The organism is Pseudoalteromonas sp. (assembly GCF_041613455.1).
In the GTDB taxonomy this organism is placed as follows: domain Bacteria; phylum Pseudomonadota; class Gammaproteobacteria; order Enterobacterales; family Alteromonadaceae; genus Pseudoalteromonas.
The window spans coordinates 15,271-39,670 of sequence record NZ_JBFJHD010000012.1 but is presented as its reverse complement, the minus strand read 5'-3'; the positions used below and the strand labels follow the sequence as shown (position 1 = coordinate 39,670).

The 24,400-nt window shown below is 42.9% G+C and carries 23 protein-coding genes; 13 read left to right on the top strand and 10 right to left on the bottom strand.

What is annotated here, in order from left to right; all coding sequences use genetic code 11:
- Positions 1-22 precede the first annotated feature (22 nt).
- Both pncC and recA read left to right on the top strand, forming a co-directional pair.
- On the top strand, positions 23-511 hold the full coding sequence (gene pncC, locus ABYB02_RS02650) for a nicotinamide-nucleotide amidase (RefSeq protein WP_372760806.1): 489 nt from the start codon (positions 23-25) through the stop codon (positions 509-511).
- Between the two features lie 68 nt (positions 512-579).
- Positions 580-1,623, top strand: a complete 1,044-nt coding sequence (gene recA, locus ABYB02_RS02645) for a recombinase RecA (protein ID WP_372760800.1) — start codon at positions 580-582, stop codon at positions 1,621-1,623.
- A gap of 233 nt (positions 1,624-1,856) precedes the next feature.
- On the opposite strand, the gene ABYB02_RS02640 is transcribed toward recA, so the two are convergent.
- On the bottom strand, positions 1,857-3,023 hold the full coding sequence (locus ABYB02_RS02640; protein WP_372760798.1) for a DcaP family trimeric outer membrane transporter: 1,167 nt from the start codon (positions 3,021-3,023) through the stop codon (positions 1,857-1,859).
- A 412-nt stretch (positions 3,024-3,435) separates the two neighbouring features.
- Here ABYB02_RS02640 and acs point away from each other — a divergent pair, with 412 nt between their 5' ends.
- The 3 genes from acs to ABYB02_RS02625 all read left to right on the top strand — a co-directional run bounded on the left by acs (position 3,436) and on the right by ABYB02_RS02625 (position 7,896).
- A complete protein-coding gene (acs, locus tag ABYB02_RS02635) occupies positions 3,436-5,376 on the top strand; it encodes an acetate--CoA ligase (protein WP_372760796.1) in 1,941 nt (646 codons plus the stop codon).
- A 97-nt stretch (positions 5,377-5,473) separates the two neighbouring features.
- Positions 5,474-6,133 carry a response regulator transcription factor gene (locus ABYB02_RS02630; protein ID WP_372760794.1) on the top strand — a complete coding sequence of 220 codons (660 nt, stop codon included), beginning with the start codon at positions 5,474-5,476 and terminating at the stop codon, positions 6,131-6,133.
- A 161-nt stretch (positions 6,134-6,294) separates the two neighbouring features.
- Entirely contained in the window at positions 6,295-7,896 is a 1,602-nt protein-coding gene (locus ABYB02_RS02625) for an AbgT family transporter (protein ID WP_372760792.1), read from the top strand.
- A gap of 59 nt (positions 7,897-7,955) precedes the next feature.
- On the opposite strand, the gene purU is transcribed toward ABYB02_RS02625, so the two are convergent.
- Both purU and ABYB02_RS02615 read right to left on the bottom strand, forming a co-directional pair.
- A complete protein-coding gene (gene purU / locus ABYB02_RS02620; protein ID WP_372760790.1) occupies positions 7,956-8,783 on the bottom strand; it encodes a formyltetrahydrofolate deformylase in 828 nt (275 codons plus the stop codon).
- A 199-nt stretch (positions 8,784-8,982) separates the two neighbouring features.
- Positions 8,983-10,863, bottom strand: a complete 1,881-nt coding sequence (locus ABYB02_RS02615; RefSeq protein WP_372760788.1) for a hypothetical protein — start codon at positions 10,861-10,863, stop codon at positions 8,983-8,985.
- A 487-nt stretch (positions 10,864-11,350) separates the two neighbouring features.
- Here ABYB02_RS02615 and ABYB02_RS02610 point away from each other — a divergent pair, with 487 nt between their 5' ends.
- The 3 genes from ABYB02_RS02610 (at position 11,351) to ABYB02_RS02600 (ending at position 15,723) form a co-directional block, all read left to right on the top strand.
- Entirely contained in the window at positions 11,351-13,018 is a 1,668-nt protein-coding gene (locus tag ABYB02_RS02610) for a methyl-accepting chemotaxis protein (RefSeq protein ID WP_372760786.1), read from the top strand.
- Positions 13,019-13,267: 249 nt separating this feature from the next.
- Positions 13,268-14,620: a magnesium transporter gene (locus ABYB02_RS02605; RefSeq protein ID WP_372760785.1), complete on the top strand. Its 1,353-nt coding sequence runs from the start codon at positions 13,268-13,270 to the stop codon at positions 14,618-14,620.
- 41 nt (positions 14,621-14,661) lie between these two features.
- Positions 14,662-15,723 carry a DUF21 domain-containing protein gene (locus tag ABYB02_RS02600; protein ID WP_372760783.1) on the top strand — a complete coding sequence of 354 codons (1,062 nt, stop codon included), beginning with the start codon at positions 14,662-14,664 and terminating at the stop codon, positions 15,721-15,723.
- A 28-nt stretch (positions 15,724-15,751) separates the two neighbouring features.
- Here the strand turns inward: ABYB02_RS02600 and ABYB02_RS02595 are convergent, their stop codons facing one another.
- The 4 genes from ABYB02_RS02595 to ABYB02_RS02580 all read right to left on the bottom strand — a co-directional run bounded on the left by ABYB02_RS02595 (position 15,752) and on the right by ABYB02_RS02580 (position 18,546).
- Positions 15,752-16,591 carry a mechanosensitive ion channel family protein gene (locus ABYB02_RS02595; protein WP_372760781.1) on the bottom strand — a complete coding sequence of 280 codons (840 nt, stop codon included), beginning with the start codon at positions 16,589-16,591 and terminating at the stop codon, positions 15,752-15,754.
- 22 nt (positions 16,592-16,613) lie between these two features.
- Complete coding sequence (locus tag ABYB02_RS02590; RefSeq protein WP_372760779.1) at positions 16,614-17,345, bottom strand: LrgB family protein; 732 nt, start codon at positions 17,343-17,345, stop codon at positions 16,614-16,616.
- Positions 17,338-17,691, bottom strand: coding sequence for a CidA/LrgA family protein (locus ABYB02_RS02585; protein ID WP_372760777.1), 354 nt, complete (start codon positions 17,689-17,691; stop codon positions 17,338-17,340). Before ABYB02_RS02585 ends, ABYB02_RS02590 begins: the two co-directional genes overlap by 8 nt.
- Before the next feature lie 63 nt (positions 17,692-17,754).
- Positions 17,755-18,546: a crotonase/enoyl-CoA hydratase family protein gene (locus ABYB02_RS02580; protein ID WP_372760775.1), complete on the bottom strand. Its 792-nt coding sequence runs from the start codon at positions 18,544-18,546 to the stop codon at positions 17,755-17,757.
- Positions 18,547-18,758: 212 nt separating this feature from the next.
- Between ABYB02_RS02580 and ABYB02_RS02575 the strand changes: the two genes are divergently transcribed.
- From ABYB02_RS02575 to ABYB02_RS02565, 3 genes are all read left to right on the top strand, one after another.
- Positions 18,759-19,079 carry an HI1450 family dsDNA-mimic protein gene (locus tag ABYB02_RS02575; RefSeq protein ID WP_372760773.1) on the top strand — a complete coding sequence of 107 codons (321 nt, stop codon included), beginning with the start codon at positions 18,759-18,761 and terminating at the stop codon, positions 19,077-19,079.
- Between the two features lie 49 nt (positions 19,080-19,128).
- Positions 19,129-19,941, top strand: coding sequence for a DUF481 domain-containing protein (locus tag ABYB02_RS02570; RefSeq protein WP_372760804.1), 813 nt, complete (start codon positions 19,129-19,131; stop codon positions 19,939-19,941).
- An 83-nt stretch (positions 19,942-20,024) separates the two neighbouring features.
- Complete coding sequence (locus ABYB02_RS02565) at positions 20,025-20,483, top strand: hypothetical protein (protein ID WP_372760771.1); 459 nt, start codon at positions 20,025-20,027, stop codon at positions 20,481-20,483.
- A 75-nt stretch (positions 20,484-20,558) separates the two neighbouring features.
- Here the strand turns inward: ABYB02_RS02565 and ABYB02_RS02560 are convergent, their stop codons facing one another.
- Positions 20,559-21,044, bottom strand: coding sequence for a peptidylprolyl isomerase (locus ABYB02_RS02560; RefSeq protein ID WP_372760769.1), 486 nt, complete (start codon positions 21,042-21,044; stop codon positions 20,559-20,561).
- A gap of 12 nt (positions 21,045-21,056) precedes the next feature.
- Positions 21,057-21,968, bottom strand: a complete 912-nt coding sequence (locus ABYB02_RS02555; protein ID WP_372760767.1) for a folate-binding protein YgfZ — start codon at positions 21,966-21,968, stop codon at positions 21,057-21,059.
- Between the two features lie 164 nt (positions 21,969-22,132).
- On the opposite strand from ABYB02_RS02555, the gene ABYB02_RS02550 reads away from it, so the two are divergent.
- Both ABYB02_RS02550 and ABYB02_RS02545 read left to right on the top strand, forming a co-directional pair.
- A complete protein-coding gene (locus ABYB02_RS02550; protein ID WP_372760765.1) occupies positions 22,133-22,384 on the top strand; it encodes a succinate dehydrogenase assembly factor 2 in 252 nt (83 codons plus the stop codon).
- Positions 22,377-22,793 carry a hypothetical protein gene (locus ABYB02_RS02545; protein ID WP_372760763.1) on the top strand — a complete coding sequence of 139 codons (417 nt, stop codon included), beginning with the start codon at positions 22,377-22,379 and terminating at the stop codon, positions 22,791-22,793. Before ABYB02_RS02550 ends, ABYB02_RS02545 begins: the two co-directional genes overlap by 8 nt.
- Here the strand turns inward: ABYB02_RS02545 and nadB are convergent.
- Entirely contained in the window at positions 22,771-24,378 is a 1,608-nt protein-coding gene (nadB, locus tag ABYB02_RS02540) for an L-aspartate oxidase (protein ID WP_372760761.1), read from the bottom strand. The genes ABYB02_RS02545 and nadB overlap by 23 nt on opposite strands.
- Positions 24,379-24,400 lie beyond the last annotated feature (22 nt).

Genomic DNA, 24,400 nt, shown 5'->3' with positions numbered 1-24,400 from the left:
TGTATTTACCCAAAGGCTGAATATGGAATTACATCAAGAGATTAAAACACTTGCTGCGCAATTAGGCGCTATTTTAACGGATAAACGCTTATGGATCACTACCGCTGAATCATGTACTGGCGGGGGCGTCAGTTATGCGCTTACCGATACGCCAGGAAGTTCTGCGTATATCGATCGCGCCTTTGTCACCTACAGTAATCAAGCCAAGCACGAATTACTAGGGGTATGTTTAGATACCTTGGCACAATACGGGGCGGTGAGTGAGCAAACGGTGGAGCAAATGGCCCGTGGCGCAGCGAGTGCAGCCAAGGCCGATATTGCGCTTGCCATATCGGGGATTGCCGGCCCCGATGGTGGCTCTGTAGATAAACCCGTTGGTTTAGTCTGGTTTGGGTTACATATAAACAATAAGCACTGGGCATTTAAGCAAGTATTCACCGGTGATAGAGCGCAAGTTAGACTGCAAGCTATTGTATTTTCATTAAAAACTATAATAGAACAGATAAAATAAAAAAATTAGCTTGATACTGTAATTTCATACAGTATACTTGGTTGCATTAGCTGGATTTGGAGAACAAAATGAACGATAACAAACAAAAAGCGTTGGACGCGGCACTATCACAAATTGAACGTCAATTTGGTAAAGGCTCAATTATGAAATTGGGTGATAATAAAGCGTTGAACATTGAATCTGTATCAACGGGCTCATTAGGCATTGATATTGCCTTAGGCATAGGTGGTTTACCTATGGGGCGTATTGTTGAAGTATATGGTCCAGAGTCATCGGGTAAAACCACGCTTACGTTACAAGTTATCGCAGAAGCACAAAAAGAAGGCAAAACGTGTGCCTTCATAGATGCTGAGCATGCACTTGATCCAGTTTACGCACAAAAACTAGGTGTAAACATAGACGAGCTGTTTGTATCGCAACCAGACACCGGTGAACAAGCATTAGAAATTTGTGACATGCTAGTACGCTCAAGCGCGGTTGATGTGGTGATTGTCGATTCGGTTGCAGCGCTCACACCAAAAGCTGAAATTGAAGGTGACATGGGCGATTCGCACATGGGTTTACAAGCACGTTTAATGTCGCAAGCATTACGTAAGTTAACCGGTAACATAAAACGTTCGAACACCTTGTGTATTTTCATTAACCAAATCCGCATGAAAATTGGTGTTATGTTTGGTAACCCAGAAACCACCACCGGGGGTAACGCACTTAAGTTTTACGCCTCAGTACGTATTGATATTCGTCGTATTGGCTCGGTAAAAGAGGGTGATGAAGTTGTTGGTAACGAAACCCGCGTTAAAGTTGTTAAAAACAAGGTGGCGCCGCCATTTAAGCAAGCTGAATTTATCATTATGTACGGTGAAGGTATTTCTAAGCAAGGCGAGCTTATTGACTTAGGTGTGAAGCACAAAATTGTTGAAAAAGCGGGTGCGTGGTACAGCTACAATGGCAATAAAGTGGGCCAAGGTAAGTCTAATTCTATTAAGTTCTTAAAAGACAACCCAGAAATTGCCGATGAAATTGAAGGCAAACTACGCGAAATGCTGCTGTTAAAGGCAACTATTGAGCCAGAAGAGGGTGAAGATAAATTAGGTGATGCCGCCGACCTTTAAGCTTTAATAATTGACTCAAGCTTGATTTGACCCGAGCTTTTAAAAAACGCTAACCAGCAATGGTTAGCGTTTTTTTATCTATAGCTGCTAGTCACGTTACGAGCTGTTTAATGTTACCCATCGCTTTAAGTGAGCCTGCTATTTAATTAGCAAGATCAGGTTGTTAATAAGCATGAGTATTGGCTAGCAATAAAAAGCGGCCGTAGCCGCTCTAGGAAGTAAACTTTTAGCGTTTAAAACGCATATTTAACTGAGAACTGTAAACGTTCCATATCGCCATCTTTGCCACTTTCTAGCTCGCGCTCGGCGTGTTTAAACTCAGCACCAAATGTAAGGCGCTTAACCGGCGAGTATAAAATGTTAGCACTGTAGCTTTGGCTTGATTTGGTCGGATCGCCACTGATAGTTAACAAGTCAGTGTTGTTATCGGCTGAGAAGAAAGAGTACAAGAACGTAGAGCGCCATTGGCTATTCCACTTATGTTGATACGCAACAAAGCCCGATGTTGAATCAATAGCGTCAAGCTGATCGCCATTTAGTACCGCGCCATGGGCTAAGTTAATACCAATGTAACGGCCTAAGCCTTTACCTTGAGTAAGCATAAATTTAAGGTTGTCTTGGCCAAGTTTAACCATACCTGACGCACTGATACCAAATGAGCTTTCATCGGCATCAAGGCCTTCTTTTTTATACGTAAGCTGGCGTGCAAGGGCAGCCACTACAAGGTTACCCCAATCGGCTTTGTGGGTATAACGTGCAGTAAAATCAGGTAGCGATGCATCATCCGTTGCCACCATGCCATCTTCCGTGGTGATAGTGCTTTCAGGGTTTTCTAATGAGAAAGACCATGCGCCGGTAGTGTATTTAACTTGTGTTTGACGGGCAAACACGGTGCCTTCTGCTGGGCCAACAAAGTCTAGCGCTTCAGGAAGGGCACCCACGTTTTGAAAGTTTGACCATGTTTGACCAAATAACCAGCCATCGTAGCTAATAAAGGCATGACGTACACGAGGTGCGTATGAGTTAGATACACGTTCATTACCGCCGGGTGCCGACGCTAAAAAATCGATTTCAATTTTGGTATTAATCGTTTTGCCGTTATCTAATAAAGTCGCAGTACCAAAATTAAAGCGTGACTCGCGCGCGTGCATATCAAACACCGCATCAGAATCATTGTCAGGGCCAACAGGGGTAGTAACGGGTACGTAAAAATCACGACCTGCGCTGCTGCCTGCTGGCACACCCGCTGAGTAATCACTCCACATTGCATCTAGTTTTATGTATCCACCGTAGGTAAATTCGGTATCACCAACTTTTGCTGCTGTTGCGCCATAAGCTGTACTTGAAAGCGCGCATAAAACAGCGCTGGCTGCTAAAGTTTTTAATGGGGTAAATTTCATTGTTGAGTCCTTTATAGGCTACATGTTGTGTTTTGCTTTATATTTATAGAATGCATTTATAAACCGCCATTACTAACAAATAAGTTATACGAAAAAATACTAACTTGTTAAATAAAGCGCAAAGTTAATTAATGCAAATAATTTAATGCTTCAGATGCAGTACTGTTAAATATGCATGTTTTTTACTCAATCATCTATTGGTCTATAAGACTAAGGTGTAAGATTCAATGATTGCTTATTTACTTACATTTAACATCATGTATTGTTTATGTAAAAGTAATGAATAGCGCAGCGATTATAAACAACAACACAGTAATTTGAAGGGCTTTACAACTAAGGTCTAATATTTAATAGCAGATTGCTGAGTAATCCTTACTTAAAGCATACGGTAAGTCATTAAATGGAGACGAAGATGTCACAAACTATCTATCCAGTTCCTAAGCATATTAAAAATACAGCCCTAATCGATAATGAAAAGTATAATAAAATGTATCAACACTCTATCGATGATCCACAAAGTTTTTGGGCCGAACACGGCAAGCGTCTTGACTGGTTTACCCCTTATTCAAAAGTTAAAAACAGCTGCTTTGATAAAGGTAACATCAGCATTAAATGGTTTGAAGATGGTTATTTGAATGCATCTTATAACTGTATTGATCGTCATTTAACAACCAAAGCCGATAAAGTGGCCCTGATTTGGGAAGGCGATGACCCAAGTCTAAGCGAACACATTACTTATCAACAATTACATGACGAAGTCGCAAAATTTGCCAATGGTTTAAAGAAGCTAGGCGTTACCAAGGGTGACCGCGTGGCTATTTATATGCCAATGACCCCACAAGCTATTTACGCCATGCAAGCATGTGCGCGCTTAGGGGCAATTCACTCTGTGGTATTTGGCGGCTTTTCACCGTCGGCGATTGCCGATCGCATCAAAGACTCGGGTGCAAAAGTGGTTATTACCTCAGATGAAGGTCGTCGTGCTGGTAACTGCGTGCCGCTTAAAGCCAATGTGGATGAAGCGGTATTACAAGATTCGGTGACCACTATTGAGCACGTTATTGTGCATCAACTCACCGGCGGCGAAGTTGATTGGCACGATCACGATGTCTGGTGGCACGATTTAGTGGCCGATCAACAGCCAGTTTGTGATCCAGAACCAATGAATGCAGAAGATCCGCTGTTTATCTTATATACCTCAGGTTCAACCGGACAACCTAAAGGCGTGGTGCATACCACAGGGGGTTACTTAGTCTATGCCTCTATGTCGCATGAATATATATTTGATGTTAAACAAGATGATGTGTTTTGGTGTAGCGCCGATGTGGGCTGGATCACTGGACACAGTTATATTGCCTATGGGCCATTAGTTAATGGTTGTACCCAAGTGGTTTTTGAAGGTGTGCCTACTTACCCATCGGCAGGGCGTATGGGGGAAGTGGTAGATAAACATGGTGTAACTATTTTATACACTGCGCCAACTGCAATTCGTGCCCTTATGGCAAAAGGCGATGAGCCTACGGCAACATCGCATCGAAATAGTTTACGCATTTTAGGGTCGGTGGGCGAGCCGATTAACCCTGAAGCATGGAATTGGTATTACGAAAAAATTGGTAAATCACAGTGCCCAATCGTCGATACTTGGTGGCAAACTGAAACCGGCGGTATTATGATCACGCCGTTGCCAGGCGCTACCGATTTAAAACCTGGCTCTGCGACACGCCCATTTTTTGGTATTGCACCGGCAATTTTTGATGCCGATGGTAATACACTTGAAGGCGCCGTAGACGGTAATTTAGTGATCACCGATAGCTGGCCATCGCAAGCACGGACTATTTACGGCGACCATGAACGCTTTGAGCAAACCTATTTTGCTACTTACCCAGGGGTGTATTTTTGTGGCGATGGTTGTCGTCGCGATGAAGATGGTTACTACTGGATCACCGGCCGCGTAGATGATGTACTTAATGTATCAGGGCATCGCTTAGGCACCGCTGAAATTGAAAGTGCACTGGTTGCGCATGCCGCCGTTGCTGAGGCGGCGGTTGTGGGTTACCCGCATGATATTAAAGGCCAAGGAATTTACGTTTATATTACGCCAAATGAAGGGGTGACAATCACCGAAGAGTTGACCAAAGAGCTGCGTGCGTGGGTACGTAAAGAGCTAAGCCCGATTGCATCACCTGATATGATCCAATGGTCGCCAGGATTACCAAAAACGCGGTCTGGTAAGATCATGCGACGAATTTTACGGAAAATAGCGGCAAACGAGCATGATCAGCTCGGTGATACGTCAACACTGGCCGATCCGTCGGTAGTGGATGAATTAATTGAAAATCGATTAAATCGTTAAATTCGCGTTAAAAGCTTGATTACCAGTTGATTCTAAACGTAGTATACCGGCTGTGTCTTACTCGATAAGACACAGCCGAATTTATTAGGAGTGAACCATGAGTCAGTTTTTAATAGCGGACGACCATCCGTTATTTCGTGAAGCACTAAAGGGCGCACTAACTGCTAAGTTTGCTGATTTAGAGGTATTTGAATCAGCAGATTTCAACAGTACATTGCAGGTGTTAAGCGAGCAAGAAGATCTTGATATATTACTGCTAGATTTACATATGCCAGGAAATGGTGATTTATACGGCCTTATTCGCATCCGCGAAGATTACCCCAGTTTACCGATTGCAGTGGTGTCGGGGAGTGAAGATGTGAATATCGTTTCTAAAGTGATGGGCTATGGCGCAATGGGCTTTATTCCTAAGTCGTCTTCATCCGATGATATTGCCAATGCGATAAACCAAATACTCGAAGGGGATACTTGGTTACCCACAGAACTAAAAAATAAAGTGGCCGAAATAGAAGGTGAAGATCGCGAAATTGCTGCGCAAGTTGCCTCACTTACCCCACAACAATACCGTGTATTGCAATACTTGCACGAAGGTTTGCTAAATAAGCAAATAGCTTACGAATTACATATCTCAGAAGCGACCATAAAAGCGCATATTACCGCAATATTTAGAAAACTGGGTGTTTATAACCGTACTCAAGCGGTATTAATTGCTGCAAAACTACAGTTAGCGCCAATAGAACAGCTACCAAACGAATAATTACTTAACCTCAAGCAGCTGGCTTTTTAGCCATTAGTTTGCTGCTTGTTAACCTTTCTGCACTTAGTTACTGCGTTATGACAAGTTATTCACCTTTATTACATGATCTCCTCTAAAAATAATGCTAGGTTACGGGCATTTTGTAATTAAGAGATCATGGTATGTCAAACGCAGTAGACTCCACCACCCAAAGCAGTAACGACAGTGGCACTAAAGGTTGGTTTAATCGCTTTTTAGCCACAGTTGAATTTTTAGGCAATATGCTGCCACATCCAATTACGTTGTTTGCGATCTTTTGTATCGCCATCGTGGTATTTAGTGGTGTGGCCGATTGGTTTGGTTTAAGTGCCATAGATCCGCGTCCCGAGGGAGCTGCAGGCCGTGCGCCTGATGGCGTGATTGAAGTGGTTAGCTTACTCAGTGCAGAAGGGCTGCAGCGTATTGTAACCGGCTTGGTAACTAACTTTACCGGCTTTGCGCCATTAGGTACGGTATTAGTGGCGTTACTTGGCGTAAGTGTTGCTGAGCACTCAGGACTACTCTCTGCTGCAATGCGTGGCATGGTAATGGGCGCATCAAAGCGCTTGGTAACATTTATGGTGGTGTTTGCCGCTATTTTGTCTAATACCGCATCGGAGCTCGGTTATGTGGTATTGATTCCTCTGGCGGCGATGATATTCCACAGTTTAGGACGTCATCCTCTTGCGGGTCTTGCCGCGGCGTTTGCTGGGGTTTCGGGTGGCTACAGTGCTAATTTATTATTGGGTACTATCGATCCGTTACTGGCGGGGATCACGACGCCAGCTGCACAAATGATTGACCCCACTTATCAAGTTGGCGCAGAAGCGAACTGGTATTTCATGATGGTGTCGGTATTGTTAATTGCTGTTTTAGGGACTTTGGTTACCGAAAAAATTGTTGAGCCACGCCTAGGGAAATATAACCCAGAAGATGCCAGCGCCGATCTGGCCGAAAATAATATTACCGGCCTAAGTGCGAAAGAGAAGTCAGGCTTAAAATGGGCCGGTGTATCATTGTTAGTGGTTTCACTAATGTTAGCGTGGACCATAGTGCCAGCCGATGGCATTTTACGTAACCCCGAAACTGGTTTAGTACAAGGTTCGCCATTTCTAAAAGGCATAGTGGTGTTTATTTTTGTCACCTTTGGTATTCCGGGTTTTGTCTATGGTCGCGTGGTAGGCACCATGAAAAACGATAAAGATGTCATTAATGCGATGAGCAAAAGTATGAGCTCAATGGGCATGTATATTGTGCTGGTATTTTTTGCCGCGCAGTTTGTGGCGTTTTTTAAATGGACTAATTTAGGCACTATTCTAGCAATCAATGGTGCAGCCCTATTACAAACTTTAAACTTAACCGGCCCAGAAGTCTTTGTATTGTTTATATTGATGTGTGCCTTGGTTAACTTAAGTTTAGGCTCTTCATCGGCGCAGTGGGCAGTCACAGCCCCAATATTTGTGCCTATGTTAATGCTAATTGGTTACGCGCCAGAAACGATTCAAGCGGCCTACCGTATCGGTGATTCCGTGACGAACCTAATCACTCCGATGATGAGTTACTTTGGCTTAATACTCGCGGTGGCGGTTAAATACAAAAAAGACATGGGGATAGGCACCTTGGTCGCCACGATGCTGCCATACAGTATAATATTCTTTGTTGGCTGGGTGATATTGTTTTACGTGTGGGTGTTTTTACTAGGTATGCCGGTAGGGCCTGAGTCGCCAACCTATTATAATCCTTAAAGCTAAACTCGTGTTAATTAGCTAAATAAAAAATGCCAGCATTATGCTGGCATTGTTTTTTAAAAGACCACGGTTTTATTGCCGCTAATAAATAGCTTATGCTCCGAGGCAAGTTGCAACGCTTTGCAAAATACCGTTTTTTCTACGTCTTTACCCATTTGTGCCATCATTTGTGCGTTATCGGCATGGGTCACAGGGGTGACATCTTGTAAAATAATCGGCCCTTCATCGAGTTCGTTATTAACAAAATGAGCGGTAGCACCAATAATTTTTACGCCGCGCTCAAATGCCTGATGATATGGTTTTGCACCAATAAAGGCTGGTAAAAACGAGTGGTGAATATTAATAATTTTGCCTTCAAAGCGCTGTACAAACTCAGGGCTTAAAATACGCATATATTTAGCTAAACCAATAATGTCTGGGTTATAGCTGGCAATCAAATCGCCCACTTGTTTATCGTGTTCGCTGCGCGTTAATCCCTGGTGGGAAATCACATGAAATGGCACGTCTAGGCCTTTTGCTAGCGGCTCTAACGTCGCGTAATTAGCAATGACGGCTTGCACTTCAATATTTAACGCTTGCTCAAACTGTTTTAAAAGTACACCGCCTAAACAATGCGCTTCTTTAGTGGCCAGTAACACCACTTTAGTTTTTGTACCATTATGTAACGCAACCTTAGCGTCTGCGGGGAGTACCTCACGCAGCAGTGATAAAAAATTACTTTGTGGCTCACCAGTCAGCTCTGTTCGCATAAAAAAGCGCTTAGCATCTTTATCTACAAACTCATTATTGCGTGTAATATTTAAATTATGTTGGTGACAAAGACCGGTAATTTTAGCAATTAGCCCGACGTCATCGGCACATTGGGTGGTTAGTATATAGCTCATTCTCTCATTCTTACCCAGTAATTAATGCTTTATTATTTGCGTTTTAGCGCATAAAGCAAGTGCTTTGTGGGATGTTAAGGGAGTTAATTTTGTATCCCGATGAGATTAACGTAAGCAAGGTTAACTGAGGTTTAAAAAGGTATCTAAGCTGTTAATAGTGCCCGCGTTTACTGGGGGCACTTGTTATATACTGAATCTGTTAAGCTTTAGTTTCGCTGGCGAAATCCTGCTGCTGTTGAAGAAAACCGGCCGCATCCTCTTCATTTTTCGTAATTGTATTTTGCGCCGGCTGAGCACGCGTTTGCTGATTAAGCTGATGAATTTGCGACGCGTTACCTAAATCACGCGAGCTGGTAATTGCGGCAATAGATTCGCGATCTTTTAAGAACGCAAGCACATCGTTTTTAATTGCTTGTAGTTGCCCTTCATCTTTGTGCATTTCCATAATATGGCGTGGATGCTCAAGATTTTTCATCCCTGTTGCGGCAAAAGTAGTGGTTATTATGCGCGAAACGATAACCCAAGGGGTAATACTACTGCGCACTAAGGTGTTTTCAGAGCGAGTACTGTCGTGAATGCCGGTTCCGGTTGATATTTTAGATTCGGTGAATGTGCCTTCACATTTGAAGTAAACCAGTAATGATTCAAACTGCATTTCAGCAAAAAACAAATGAGCATTAGTCGTTAATAGCCGAGCAAAGGTTTTAATTAATGAGCCGATCAGCAATATATGTACACTTGCCATAACTAGCTCGCTCAGCGGTGCAGGGTTATTAACTACTTGCTTTATAGAGTTAATATTGGCGCTATCAACATAACGATAAATATCGATAAAAGAATACGCCAGTAATACCGTGAATATCAGCGTAATTAAATACAGGAGATTACCGCTGAGCAGGGCGAGTAATCGTGCCGTAGAGAAGCCTTTACCTAGCTCTAATTGATGTAATTTAGGCTGTATTTCTTGAATTAATTCGCCCTTGAAATCGCCTTTACCTTCTACTTGCTCATGCAGTTGCGGATCGAGCTCGCGGTAAACACGGTTAGGCACTTCTTTGTAACGACGATTCGCCATAACGAGGTTATCTAGGTTAATAAAAATTTCGTTAGGGTGCACAGATTCTTGCCAGTTTTCGCGTAGCTCAGAGACTTCTGTCGTTGGTGTTATGGCCTTTAAACGTGCTGTTAACATGGTAAAAACTAAGCCACAGCATAAGGTCGCTAAAATAATAATGGCGACTAAATAACTACTTGCATGCAGGCTGGGTAATTGTTCAAACCAGCCATCTACTTGCGCTTTACTGATGTGTTGCTGTTGCATTAACCATGACACAGACAGGCCAATTACAATGGGTAAAATAAACGACAGTGAAATAATCTTAGCCAGCGCACCCCCCCCGAGTGTTTCAATGTGCATTTCAGCCCCACGTGAAATGGGCCTAGCAGATGAACGCCATGAGAATAAGACGTAGAACATTAAAATAGTGCTGTATATAGGAAAAGCTAATTCACCGGCTTCACCGGTAAAGCCAGATAAAGAGACAAACGCAACCAGTCCATAGGCTACAAGTGCAACTAAGGTACTTACCCATGAACCGAATAATCGCTGGGCAATATTACGCATTGGATAGGGTAAAAACATCAGTTTAGGAAGCAAGCTATGCAGTAAGCGAGATAAAAAACCTTGTGGCTCTTTAAATGTCATATTTTTACGACCCATCAGCATTTCTTCTAACGCTTGTGCGTTGTAAGCAACGATTTGTTGTTCTTCTTTTGCAGTAGAGCTTTGCGATTTACTAAAGTTATGAGCTAACGAAGTAGGGTGGTTACGGCCAACAAAATACTTTAATGTGGCATAAATTCCGCCAGAGAGTGAGCGAATCCCAAGTCCTAAAATGAGCATGCCAAACAGCATTAAGATCCAGCCACTTGCCGCATCTTCTTTAACTAACCCAGCAGCAATAACAAGCAGGGTAACCCCCGTAATTGACTCTATTGCGCCTCTCAGTGCGGTTACTTTACCTTCAAGCTTGAAGGGGTTTTTTAGTCCAAGATCAATCGATCCATAATCAAAAGCCATTGAATGCTCCTTAAACAATGTAGCTATAACGGGCGTAACCGAAATGTATTGGTCACTAACTATACGTACTGTGCTTAATTTTTAATTACATATCAACTAATTCGTTTAATTTAAGGGCGTATATTAAGTAGTTTATTAGGCGGTTATGAAGCCCTCTTGGTTTTTGAGAAACGCATTTTTAGCGCACAACTTACTTGTTAATGGGACCGAGTAGTAAAAATAACTGTAACTGAAAACAACTTTATTCTGAGATAAGCTCACTATTGTTAATAGTTATGGCTACTTTTTTGTGTCAAATAATTGCAACAAAGATTATAATATTCAACCACTCGTTACATTATTGTAGGTTAAAAGTTCACTGTACTGGCGGTAAAAGTCACAGTACGAAATTAGCCTGACTGATGTGATTAATAAATTTGTATAGCTAGAAGTGTCAAAGTGATGAGTAAAGCTTTTACAGCTTGTAATACGTTTAATTGGAGAAAAAATGAGTAATTTAAGCTTGAAAAACAAGTTGTTACTTCTGGCTATTGTGCCATTACTGTTGTTGTTGATAAGTTTTATCTCAAGTTCATATTATTTAGCAATAGACAATCAACAGCAAAGCTTTAATACCTTTAAAAGCAAGTTGATTGCCGACCGCGAACATTTACTGGCCACCGAGGTTGAAATTGCCAGCAAGTTAGTTCAACACCAATTAGCGACTGGTTCAGAGCAGGCGGCTAAAGATGTATTACGTAAACTAACCTTTGGTAGCGATGGTTATTTCTTTATTTATGATACCAATGGCATGAGTGTGTTTCATGCCATGCTAGGTGATGCCATTGAAGGGCAAAATAAAATTGGCATGACCGACCCTAATGGTAAAAAAATAATAGTGGGTTTGCTGGCACAAGCGCGCCAAGGGGGCGGGGCTTTTAACTATCATTTTCAAAAACCCAACACCACAGGCTTAGTTGAAAAAATAGGTTATGCGGTGATGATCCCTGGCACTAATTGGATGATTGGTACCGGTGCGTATATGGATGATATAGACGCTGAACTGGCCAGTTACCAATTGACTATGGATAAGCAATTACATAGCACCCTAACCACGTTAGTGTTAATGGCCTTATTGTGTATGGCTTTGGCTGTGGCCGGCGCCTTATTTGCGGCTAATAATATGCTAAAACCAGTACAAAGAATGGTGCAAAGCCTAGATAATATTGCTCGCGGCGAAGGCGATTTAACGAGGCGCTTAGAGGTAGATAGTAAAGATGAAATTGGTCAGCTAGCCGAGTCATTTAATATGTTTGTTAGCAAGTTACACGGTATTATTACCAGTGTGGTCGATGTGACCCATGATGTTAAATCGGCCTCAGCTGATATCAATACGCAAACACTGGTGATTGAAGATAAACTGCTGAAACACAACCATGAAACGGATTTAGTGGTCACCGCTATTACCGAAATGTCGGCGACCTCGCATGAAGTGGCGCAAAATACTACGCAAGTGGCGGTGTCAACTCAGGCCGCTACGCAAGAAGTCGCTAAGGCACAAGAGTGTGTTGATATTTCGTTAAGTGAAGTATCAAACTTAATGGGCGAGATAAATATGGCCGCCGAACAAGTCGACTCGTTGAGTGAGCAATCGAAAAAAATTAACAGTGTTTTAAGTGTTATTGGTGGCATTGCAGAGCAAACGAATCTACTGGCATTGAATGCGGCAATAGAGGCGGCACGTGCGGGCGAGCAAGGGCGCGGTTTTGCGGTGGTTGCTGACGAAGTAAGAAGCTTGGCAAGCCGTACTCAGGTGAGTACTTTAGAAATTAGTGAAATGCTTAGTGAACTACATAACTTGGTAACGGCAGCGGTGAATGCAATGCAGGCAAGTCAGCAAAGCTGTAACCGTTCGGTGGAGTCATCGCGCGCTATTTCAGACAGTTTAGGTGCAGTTACTACCTCGGTAACCACTATTAACGATATGAGTACTCAAATTGCCACTGCTGCAACAGAGCAAAGCTCGGTCACTGAAGAAATTAACCGTAACGTGTTTGCGATTCAAGAAATTGTTAACGACTTAACCGAATCAAGTAAAACCACCTCGTCAGTGGGATTACATTTAGCAGGACGTGGTGAAAACTTAGGGCAGTTAGTCGGACAATTTAAAATTTAATCATTTTAAAATCTATTAACCTGCTATCAGCCGTCACCCTTAGTGTGACGGCTTTTTTGTTAGATTAAAAGAGAATGAAAACATCGTATCGGCAGTTTATTTTTATTGCGCTATGCAAAAAAAGCGCTGTTGTGCGCATGTTTTTTACAATATTTTAGGCTCGCTACGTTACACTAATAGCAATCCGTACTAATAAGTGACTACTTATTAAAGTGAATGAATACATCCATATAAATTTTAAGGCTAAAGATGATTGAGTACCCGGTTGATCAGTTACCCCAACTCATAAATGACTTATTACAATGCGACACCACAGAGCGTAAAAATAAGCTATTAGCAGATGCGCAGTTAACACTATCAACTGAACATTTATCGCTGTTGTTTGAGGCTATTCCTAAAGAGCAGCGTCTTGAAATTTGGCAGTTATTAGATGAAGACACCCAACACGAAATATTTGTTAATTTAAGCGAAGACAGCACCTTATGGTTACTGCAAACATTAGATGATAGCGAAAGCTTTAAGCTATTAGATGAAGTTAATGTCGCTGAGTTGCTTGAACTTGAAGAAGTGATCCCGGAGCGATTTGTTGAATATGCTAAAAAGCAACTCGACGAAGCGCAAACTAAGCAATATGAATTGGCGCAGCAATATCCTTCAGAGCAACTAGGTCACTGGTTAGGCTTTGATTTTTTAAAGGTGTCTGAAAAGCTCACCGCCGGAGGCGCTAAAAAGCTACTCCTTAAGGGGTTACCGCAATTTAGCGAAGTGATTTATCTAGTTAGTCGTAAAGGCGCTTTAATTGGGGAAGTGTCAATAAATGACCTGATTAAAGCCAAAGACACGGATAACCTGATCACCTTAGCAAACCATGACTTTACAGCCTTGCATGCCGATGACGACTTATACGAAGCGGCTGAAGTGGTGATCCACAGCGAAAAAATGGCGCTGCCGGTGGTGAATGCCGAGAATAAATTGTTGGGGCGCTTAACGATAGCCTCAGCCTACGAATTACGCCAAGAAATGGCTGACGAAGCGGCGGCCAAAGCGGGTGGTTTACGAGAAGACGAAGACCTATTTGCCAGTGTACGTAAAAGTGCCAAAAACCGGGGGATTTGGTTGGGTATAAACTTAGCGACGGCTTTTTTAGCCTCGTGGTTTATTGGCTTGTTTGGCGCAACCATAGAGCAAGTGGTGGCGTTGGCAGTATTAATGCCGGTGGTGGCGTCTATGGGCGGGATTGCTGGCAGTCAAACACTAACAGTCATAGTACGGGGTTTAGCGCTTGGCCAAGTTACCGATTCTAACCGCACCGCATTACTGAAAAAAGAGCTGCGTGTTGGCGCGGTTAATGGTTTAGTGTGGGCACTGGTTATTGGGGTGTTGACCAATTTATGGTTTAACGATGTGATGCTGAGCATCACCATTACTGTGGCTATATTGCTTAACTTAGTGGCCGCTTCATTGGCAGGCGTGGTGATCCCCTCTATTTTGGATAAAATGAAAATTGATCCTGCGCTGTCAGGCTCGGTCATTTTAACCACGGTTACCGATATTGTTGGCTTTGTTACCTTTTTAGGTTTAGGTAGCTTACTACTGTTATAGCGCTTTTTTAATAAGGGGCGCGTAAATAAATAGGAATAATAATGACGTTTGATGTCATGATCTGGTGTGCTATTGCGCTGTGTATTTCCCAGTCGGCAATATTTTCGGGGTTAAATTTAGCGTTTTTTTCGCTGAGTCGCTTACAGCTGGAAATGGAAAGTAGTAAAGGCAATACGGCGGCAATTAAAGTGCTGGCATTGCGTAACGATTCGAACTTTTTACTGTCGACCATTTTATGGGGAAATGTCGGCATTAACGTGTTGCTTACGCTGCTGTCTGATTCGGTATTAATGGGCGCCAGTTCGTTTTTATTCTCTACGATTGCCATTACCATTATTGGTGAAATTACGCCACAAGCGTACTTTTCGCGTAATGCGTTAAAAATGGCCAGCATGTTGTCGCCGTTAATTAAGTTTTATCAATTATTGTTTTATCTGGTTGCCAAACCGACCGGGCTTATTTTAGATGCGTGGTTAGGTAAAGAAGGTATTACCTACTTTGCAGAAAGTGAACTCAGAGGCATTATTCGTAAGCATATCGAAGCCGAAGAGGCCGATATGCAGCACGTAGAAGGGATAGGGGCGCTTAACTTTTTTAGTTTAGATGAAATTACCGTCACCAAAGAAGGTGAAATTATTGATCCCGACTCAATCATTGCGCTACCCACTAAACTCGATTTACCGATATTTCCCGAAATAGCGCTCAATGCTGATAATGACTTTTTACGGCAACTGCATAAGTCAGGTTATAACTGGGTCATTATTACTGACCTAGCAGGGCAACCGCTACTGGTGGTGGATGCCGATGGCTTTTTACGGGCAGCGCTATTTGATAGCGATAGCTTTGATCCTTATCACTATTGCCATCGCCCCATCATAGTGACCGATGAAACGATGCGCTTAAGTGAAGTGATTTTAAAAATTCGCGCCAGCCATGCAGCTGATAAATCATTTGACGGCGCGATAGAGCATGATGTGGTACTCGTGTGGGGCAGCGAAAAACGCATTATTACCGGTGCGGACATTTTTGGCCGGTTATTAAAAGGCATGAGCGTGCCAAAACTTGAGTTACCAGTAGCGCCAGACAATACCTCACAGCATTAAGCAAGGTATTGTATTAGCACAGAGGGTGTTAAGCGTTATCGCATTCGCTCTTTTGCAGGGTAACCACGCGCTGGGGAAACGGAATTTCTATATGCGCATTATTAATCGCTGCATAAACGGCGCTATTTACCGCTAATTTTGTTTCTATTATTTTGGTGGTAGGCACCCAATAGCGATAGCTAATAATAACGCCGCTGTCACCAAAACGCTCTATACCGATTTGTGAGTTTGGCACCTCAGCTACGTGTTGATGTGTACTAAGGGCCCGCTCAATTAAGTTAATGGCGGTATTGGAGCAGGCATTGTAGGCAATACCAATCTCACCTTTTACCAGCGAATATTTAAACGAGTTATGTAAAATTTCGCCGACAATATGCTTGTTGGGAATGGTAATTTCGACCTTTTCCTCATTGATGAGCGTGGTGTGCCCCAGCTCAATGGTTTTAACTTGACCACTGACATTTTTAATTTCAATAGTATCGCCGACGACAAATGGCCGAGTAGCTATAATGGCAAGTCCTGCGCCATAATTAGACAGCATGCCCTGTAGCGCCAAACCAGCCCCTAGTGATGCGGCACCAATAGCAGCAACAAACGGGGTAACACTAATCCCAATTTTACCCAGTGCGATAATAATCACCATCACAATGAGTAACACCTTCACCACATTACTGACAAAGTTGGTAAGCGTTATATCTATATTATGACGGGTCATTAAATTGGCCACCACGTTTGCTAACTTTTGCGCAATCCATAAGCCAATCAGTAAAATAAAGATAGCAGCAACAATTTGCATGCTATAGGTGACTAAGTACTCTGTTAGCATGGTGTAGTATTTTTCAAATTGTTTTATTTCTGAACTTATCATAAGGGCTCTTTATTATTGCAAGTTATAGTAAGGTATTGATTAAAAAAGGGTATAAAATGGGTACGATTATCGCGGTTAATAATGCGGTAAGCGCCATTGCGACCGATGAAAACGCGCCAATTTTAGGGTGCTCGGCTAATGCCGCTGCGGTACCTATGGCATGACAGGCCGTCCCCATAGCCACGCCTTGCGCTTGGTGGTTGTAAATACGCACTGCTTTAAATAACAGTAAGCCAAATAATGCGCCTAGTAAGCCAATGAATATCACCAAAGCGGCCGCAAGCGAGCTAATGCCACCCATTGAGTCGGTGACAATTAATGCAATGGGGGTGGTGACACTTAACGCCGCTACTGAAGCACTCAACTGTGCTGGCGCATCAAATAACACACTGAGCATAAACGCGACGAGGGTAGCATTTATCACTCCTAAGCTGCAGCTGGTTATAATTAGTAATAAGTTTTTACGTACATGGATAAACTGTTGATACAGCGGCAGCGCTAAGGCAACAATCGCAGGCTCTAGTAACCAACTTAATAATTGACTGTGATAGGCAAATTCAGTGTACGGCAGCTTTAGCGTTACTAGCAATAAGGCAATTATGGCGATGCTTAAAAAAACTGGATTGGTGAGTGACTTTAAAATAACCGCAGTTACACCTTGGTTAAGTATTCTAAGCAGCAAAAATAGCGCAATAATCAGTGGGGTGCTTAGCCACCATGCACTCGGTGTCAGTGTACTTAGGGACTCAGCCATTTTCTTCCCTGCCTTTAAAATAGGCTACTACTGCAGCTACTAATAATAGTGTGCTCACAGGCACTAAACAGATTATCGACACTAATAATGGCCACTGAGACTTGATCAGCGCTAAATGTTCAATAACCCCGACCCCTGCGGGAATAAAGAAGATCGGCATAATATTTAAAATAGGTGAGGCACAAGGGGTTAGCTGCTGCTCTTTCACCACGCCCGCTAACAATAAAACTAATAAAATTACCATGGCCAATAATGGTGCAGGAAAGCTGCCACCAAGTAGATACATTATGCCTTTAGCCGCAGCTAAGCAGAGTAAAATAATTGCGCTACTGAACAGATACCTCATAACAAAACTCATAATAAAGTCAGGGATTTAACTTTATCAAATCCCCGTTACTTATGCATTAGCTTACCAACGTTTGGGGTTAGCATAATGCACATCCGTTTTACCTTTGGCTTTTGCGATGGCTTTTTTGGTGTTATTGCTCAGTAATAATCGAATTTGACTCCAGGTTTCTTTTGCTAGGATACGACGTTGCTGGGTGTGGTAGCTTTGTTGAGTTACGCGTTTAATCGCCGCCAAAGTATCGGGGGAGCGCGATAATAGCGTCGCTAACATTGCTTCGGTGGCGCGCTGTGTGTCGTCGCTGACCTGAGTCACTAGCCCCAGCTCTTTTGCTTGTTGCGCACTGATAGGATTTGCATGGCTTGCGAGCCACAAAGCTTGGTCGCGACTTACTAACCCGGGCAACACCACATTAGCGCCCATATCGGGGCATAATCCCCAGCGCGCTTCCATAATAGCAAATTGTGCATTTTGATCAGCGATGCGGTAATCTGCCCCCAGCGCAATTTGTAATCCGCCACCGAGGCAATTACCGTTGATTTGCGCTATCACCGGAATACTTAACGATTGCCAACCCAGCACCACCTGTTGTGCAAGATTTTTATTCCCCGGAAGCCATTTAAATAACAGCTTTATAATATTCATTGGCGACGCCATCACCGCGGCAATATCGAGTCCTGAACAAAAGTGCTCACCAGCGCCCGTTATAATAACAGCACGCAGACTGCGATCTTTTTTAATAGTCTTAATAGCCTTGTTAAGTTCGACAAACATCGCGAAGCTGAGCGCATTTTGTTTTGCTGTTCGGCTCAATGTTACAGTGGCAATACCCTGTTGTTTTTCTATGGTGATCATTTTTCACTCCTCTGACCTGTTGTTTGAGCTTATGTTGTTAAGCAGATGAAGTAAAGTGAGCAAATAAATGAAATTTAATAGCCTTAATTTGTTGATTTTACTTATAACAATTTAGAAGCTGATTAATGTCAGCATTTTCAACGTTTTTTTATCAAAACTGGCAGGACTTTTGGTATTATAGGCGCACTTTAAAGTTTAGAGGTTAACTAGTTATGTCTGGCCCACGTTTATACACCATTGAAGAAGCAACTCACCAAGCGTACGATATTTTTTTAGAGTTGGCGCCAAACAACCTGAGTGAGCAAGATGTAGCAAGCTTTAACCAATATCGTGAAGATCTGGGTTTTATTGAAGAAGGTGAGCCAGATGAGCAATGGCATGACTTTGTCGCGTTAGAAATTGAAGCTGAGCATTTTATTCAAGTTTTAGTGGGCTTAGAGTTTGAAAATGATGATGAATTATTCGCTAAAATTTTAATTAGCCGCGATAAAGACGCGCCTTTTTGCCATATATTATGGAAAGAAAGCGAATAACCTGTGTTAGCCATTAGGCCTGCTTTGATGAACAACGAGAGAGCGTATGTTGCGTAATTATTTGCTGTTACTTTTTTTAATGATTAGCTGCTCTAGTTGGGCGGTGGATCCTTTTGAAGATTTTCATGAATATGGGCAACTTTCTGATGAAGAGATCCATCAATTACATCAAGGCGATTTACTTTACGGTGATACCGAATTTGGTTTTATTTTAAGCCGCGGTAATACCAACTCAACCAGCTTTAAGCTGAAAGGCAATTTGTATCAAGACTTTGAGACGTGGCGCAATCAATTTAAAATTGACTCGTTATATAAGCGCGACCATAACGATGATACTGGGCAAAGTGATGTTACGGCTAACCGAGTATTTGTATCGGCGCAAGGTAACTATAAAGTGGGGGTAAAAAACTCCTCCTTTTTTATTTATGGTGATTACGAAGAAGATCAATTTAGCGGCCTGGATTTTAAAAGTACCATTGCCACGGGTTACGGTGCACGTGTGTATCAAGGGGTTAAAAATAAGGTCGATATAGATATCGGCCCTGGTTTATATCGCTCTGTTGCAGATGAAGACTCAGAGCAAAGTGAAGCCGATAAAGATAAAGTCGGCTATTTATTACGTCTTGCGATGCAGTGGGAGCGATTGGTGTCAGAGCGTACGCGCTTTAATCAAGACCTGAGTATCGAGCAGTCGTTGTCGGGACTAAATTCTCGATTAAAATCAGAAACTGCGTTAATAAGCCAAGTGATTGGTGCGGTTTCGCTTAAATTTGCCTATGTGTATCGGTATAATTCCAAACCAGAAGAAAGTAAGCTTAAGTTTGATTCAGAGCTTAGTGCCACTTTAGTGTACAGCTTTTAATGCCGTGTTTTAAACGAGTGCGTCAAGCTATCAGTGTTAGCCATGGGTTAGCATGAGTCGTATTATTAAATTTAGAGAGTATTATGTATCAGCATAAACAGTATGCGTTATTTATCTTTTTTGTATTAGCATGGATTGGTGGTTTTGTGGCCCTTGCGTGGAACTTGATCGGCGCCGATGGGCCGCTAATGATCTTTGCCGCTATTTTAGTGCTGGTGGGCATTTTGTTTCATGGCTTAACGGTTAAAGTGGACGAGACGCATATAAGCTGGGCATTTGGTCCAGGCGTTGCGGGACAGTCGATAGCGCTTGACGATATCGTCGCGGCGCAAGCGGTGCAAAACTCTTACCGCCATGGTATTGGTATGCGGATAACGCATGATGGCTGGGTTTACTCGGTGTCGGGGTTTAGTGCTATAGCACTGACCTTAAAAGACGGGACTCAGTATCGAGTTGGTACTAACGATCAGCAAGGCTTACTGGCTGCGTTACAAGGCAAAATTACTGCAGAGCAGGCAGAAGCAAAGCAAGTAGCGGGTTAATCATAGCGGTTTTAATAATAAAAAAAGCGCCTCAGGCGCTTTTTTATTTATATATTCAGTTATAACGAGTGGCTGTTAGTGATCGTGACCACAGCCGCCTTCGCCATGTACATGACCATGGCTTAACTCTTCTGCGGTAGCATCGCGTACTTCTAAAATTTCTACATTAAAGTTAAGCGTAATGCCGGCCAGCGGGTTGTTGCCATCAACAATTACTTCGTCGTCTTGAATGTCGATAATCATCACAGATTGGTCGCCATCATCGGTGGTGGCACGAAACTGCATTCCCACTTCAATTTCCATACCGTCAAACATCTCTTTAGGTACGGCTTGTACTAGGTTGTCATTTCGCTCGCCATAACCTTCATCAGGCTCAACAGTGACGCTTAACGTATCACCCGCTTGCTTACCTTGTAGCGCGTTTTCTAAGCCTGAAATTAAATAGCCAGTGCCAACAATAAAAATTAGTGGTTCACCATCGAACGAGTTATCAATGGTATTGTTATCATTATCGTGTACTGAATAATGCATTTTTACCACTTTGTTTGTTGCAACGATCATAGTCATTCCTATTTATTCATCTTCAAGAGAGTAGGGTAGAGGAAGTATGTTTAGCTCTACCGAAGGAGTGTGTTTTGCACGAAGTACCTGAGTCACATCAGTATCGTTTGGCAACACCACAAGGCCAGTTAATGTCTTGGTTTGCTCGTTAAAGCTTTGTGCAATAAGTTTCCCTGCACGGCGCCAGTTTTCGCCTTGCTGTCTTTCTAGCTCAGGCTCGCTTAGCGCAGATTCGCTTTGCCCTGAGACGATGTACATGGCGCGTTTGTTTTTACCTAAATACTTCATCCGTGCAACGGTTTCTTGACCAGTGTAGCAGCCTTTTTTAAAGCTAATACCACCAATAGCCTGCAGGTTTACCATTTGAGGTACGTATTCATCAATCGCATCAGCGCTCAGCTGCGGCTCACCTGCTAAGATGGCGGCTTGTTGCCATAATGCGTCGTTATCAAGGGCTGTGATCTTATCGCTAAGGCTAAATTGCTTATCGACCATTAATAGCACGCGATTATCGGCTAATTTAAGCGCTTTACCGTGGCTAAAGTTACAGGCATTGGCTTGGTCGGTAAATGCAATATTAAGCTCGGCAAGCACAGCACTTAAGTCATCGCCGATTAAACCAATTAAGCGCTGCGGTGCAAGGCTAATATCAACTTTAGCAAACACGGCGTACTTTTTAAGTTCAACCAAAGCGCGTTCCACTTCAGCAGCGGAGCCCGCTAAATAATAGCTATCTTGAAAAGAAAATAATTTAAACACCCCCCACAGTTTACCTTTAGCGCTACAATGCCCGGCCCATAAGTAATTATCATTACTTAGTAAATTAAGGTCTTGAGTGATTTGCCCATGTAAATAAGATAATTTATCGGCGCCAGAGAGGCTAATAAGCTGATGAGACAAAGGACACGCATAAACGATTGACATAAACACCTTCTTTAACTAGCTAATGAAGTTGCATGATAACTTAGTTATAACCAAGGGTACAGCGGCTTACAGCATGCTGCTTTTTATTATTTTTATAACTGATAAAGGGCTGCTAAATCCAACGCTATTTGTTAAACTCAAGACAATTAAATATGAGGTTTAAAATGACTGAAATCCATAGTAAAGCACGTATCCGCTGGGCTTGTCGCCGTGGCATGTTAGAACTAGATGTTTTGTTTATGCCCTTTGTTGAAGAGGCTTATGATTCACTTAATGCCGAGCAGCAAGCTATTTTTCAGCGTTTGCTAACAGAAGAAGATCCAGACCTGTTTGCCTGGTTTATGGGCCATAAAGAATGTGAAGATAAACAGCTAAACGCTATGATACAGCTTATTTTAGACCGAGTTCGTGTATAGATTTACCGTTACCGCTAACACCCCAGACCACAAACCGATTGTGGTCTTTTTTTGTTTGCAGACACTGCTGCTGTGCTTATTTTTAAACTCGCTGTGGGCGATGCTGTTTTGTGTGTTGGTTAACCTGTTAGCGGGCATAGTGGTATGGCAAAAAATAGTGGCGGCGCAGCCCATAACTGGGGTGGTGATATTAGCGCCAAATCAGTTTAGATTTGAAAGTGATACGCGCTGCGTACAAGGGGAAATAACTGCCAAAAGCCGTTTATTTAATAACAGTGTTTGGCTTTCTATAAAGGGCTTTAATAAACACTATTGGCTGATTATTACAGCCAATAGTGTGGATGCACAAAGTTATACGCGGTTAAAGCGTGCAACTTTGAATGCCATTAACGCTGAGGCGTCAAAATAGTGGGCGTTGGATTATCGTTTTGCTCGGGATAATCAATGGTAAAGTGTAAGCCGCGGCTTTCTTTACGCTCCAAAGCGCTGCGAATAATCAGTTCGGCCACTTGCACTAAGTTACGCAGCTCTAATAAGTTGTTACTCACTCTAAAATTAGCGTAGTAATCGTGGATTTCTTGCTGTAATAACTCCACGCGATGTAACGCACGCTCTAAACGTTTGGTGGAACGCACTATGCCCACGTAATCCCACATAAAGAGCCGCAGTTCATGCCAGTTATGGGTAATAACAATTTCTTCATCTGAGTTTGATACTCGGCTTTCATCCCACGGCGGCAGCATAATGGGCGCCGGTGCGTCAGCTATTTTGCTTAAAATATCTTTGGCGGCCGCATGGGCAAATACAATGCACTCTAATAGTGAGTTACTCGCCATACGGTTAGCGCCATGCAGCCCAGTGTAAGCCACTTCGCCAATTGCATATAAGTTATCTAAATCAGTTTTACCATTAAAGTCGGTCATCACCCCGCCACAGGTGTAATGCGCGGCAGGCACCACAGGAATCGCTTCTTTGGTAATATCTAAGCCGACGCTTAAACATTTTGCGTAAATGGTCGGAAAGTGTTCAATAATAAAGTCTTTATCTTTGTGGCTAATGTCGAGGTAAACGCAATTTGCCCCTAAGCGCTTCATTTCAAAGTCGATGGCACGGGCCACTATATCGCGCGGAGCAAGTTCTTCTCGCTCGTCAAACTCTGGCATAAAACGGCTGCCGTCGGGGCGTCTTAAATATGCGCCTTCACCACGCATTGCTTCGGTTATTAAAAAGTTTTGTAATTCGGGGTGATACAAGCTGGTGGGATGAAATTGGTTAAATTCCATATTCGCCACTTTACACCCAGCACGCCATGCCATTGCAATGCCATCACCGCTAGAAACGTCGGGATTTGAGGTATATAAATATACTTTACTGGCGCCACCGGTTGCCAGTGCGACAAATTTAGCTGCAATGGTTTCTACGGTTTTGGCATTTTTATTCCACACGTACATACCATTAATATGGGTACTCGGCTTAGCTGAGCTTTTGTCGGTAATTAAGTCAATGGCGTTGTAATGTTCAAGTAAGGTAATGTTGTTATGCGCTTGAACCTGACTAATCAAGGTTGTTTGTACGGCTTTTCCGGTTGCATCGGCGGCGTGTAAAATACGGCGATGGCTGTGGCCGCCCTCGCGGGTAAGATGAAAGCGCTCTTGGCCTTTACTATCAAACTCCATGTCAAACGGCACGCCTTGATCAATTAACCATTGCAAACAGTCGTGCGCATTGCTTGCGGTATACTGTACCGCCTCTTTGTTACATAAGCCGCCGCCCGCGTCGAGGGTGTCTTGCACGTGGGATTCAATACTGTCATTTTTTTTATCAAATACTGCAGCAATACCGCCTTGGGCATAAAGTGTTGACCCTTCGGTAAGTTCTCCTTTACTGATCACGGTAACGTTACAATAATTTGCTAAAGACAAGGCAAGTGATAGGCCTGCTGCGCCGCTACCTATAATAGCGACATCTGCAATGTGATGTTTATTTTGGTTCATGTCAGAGGTACTTTGCGGTTAC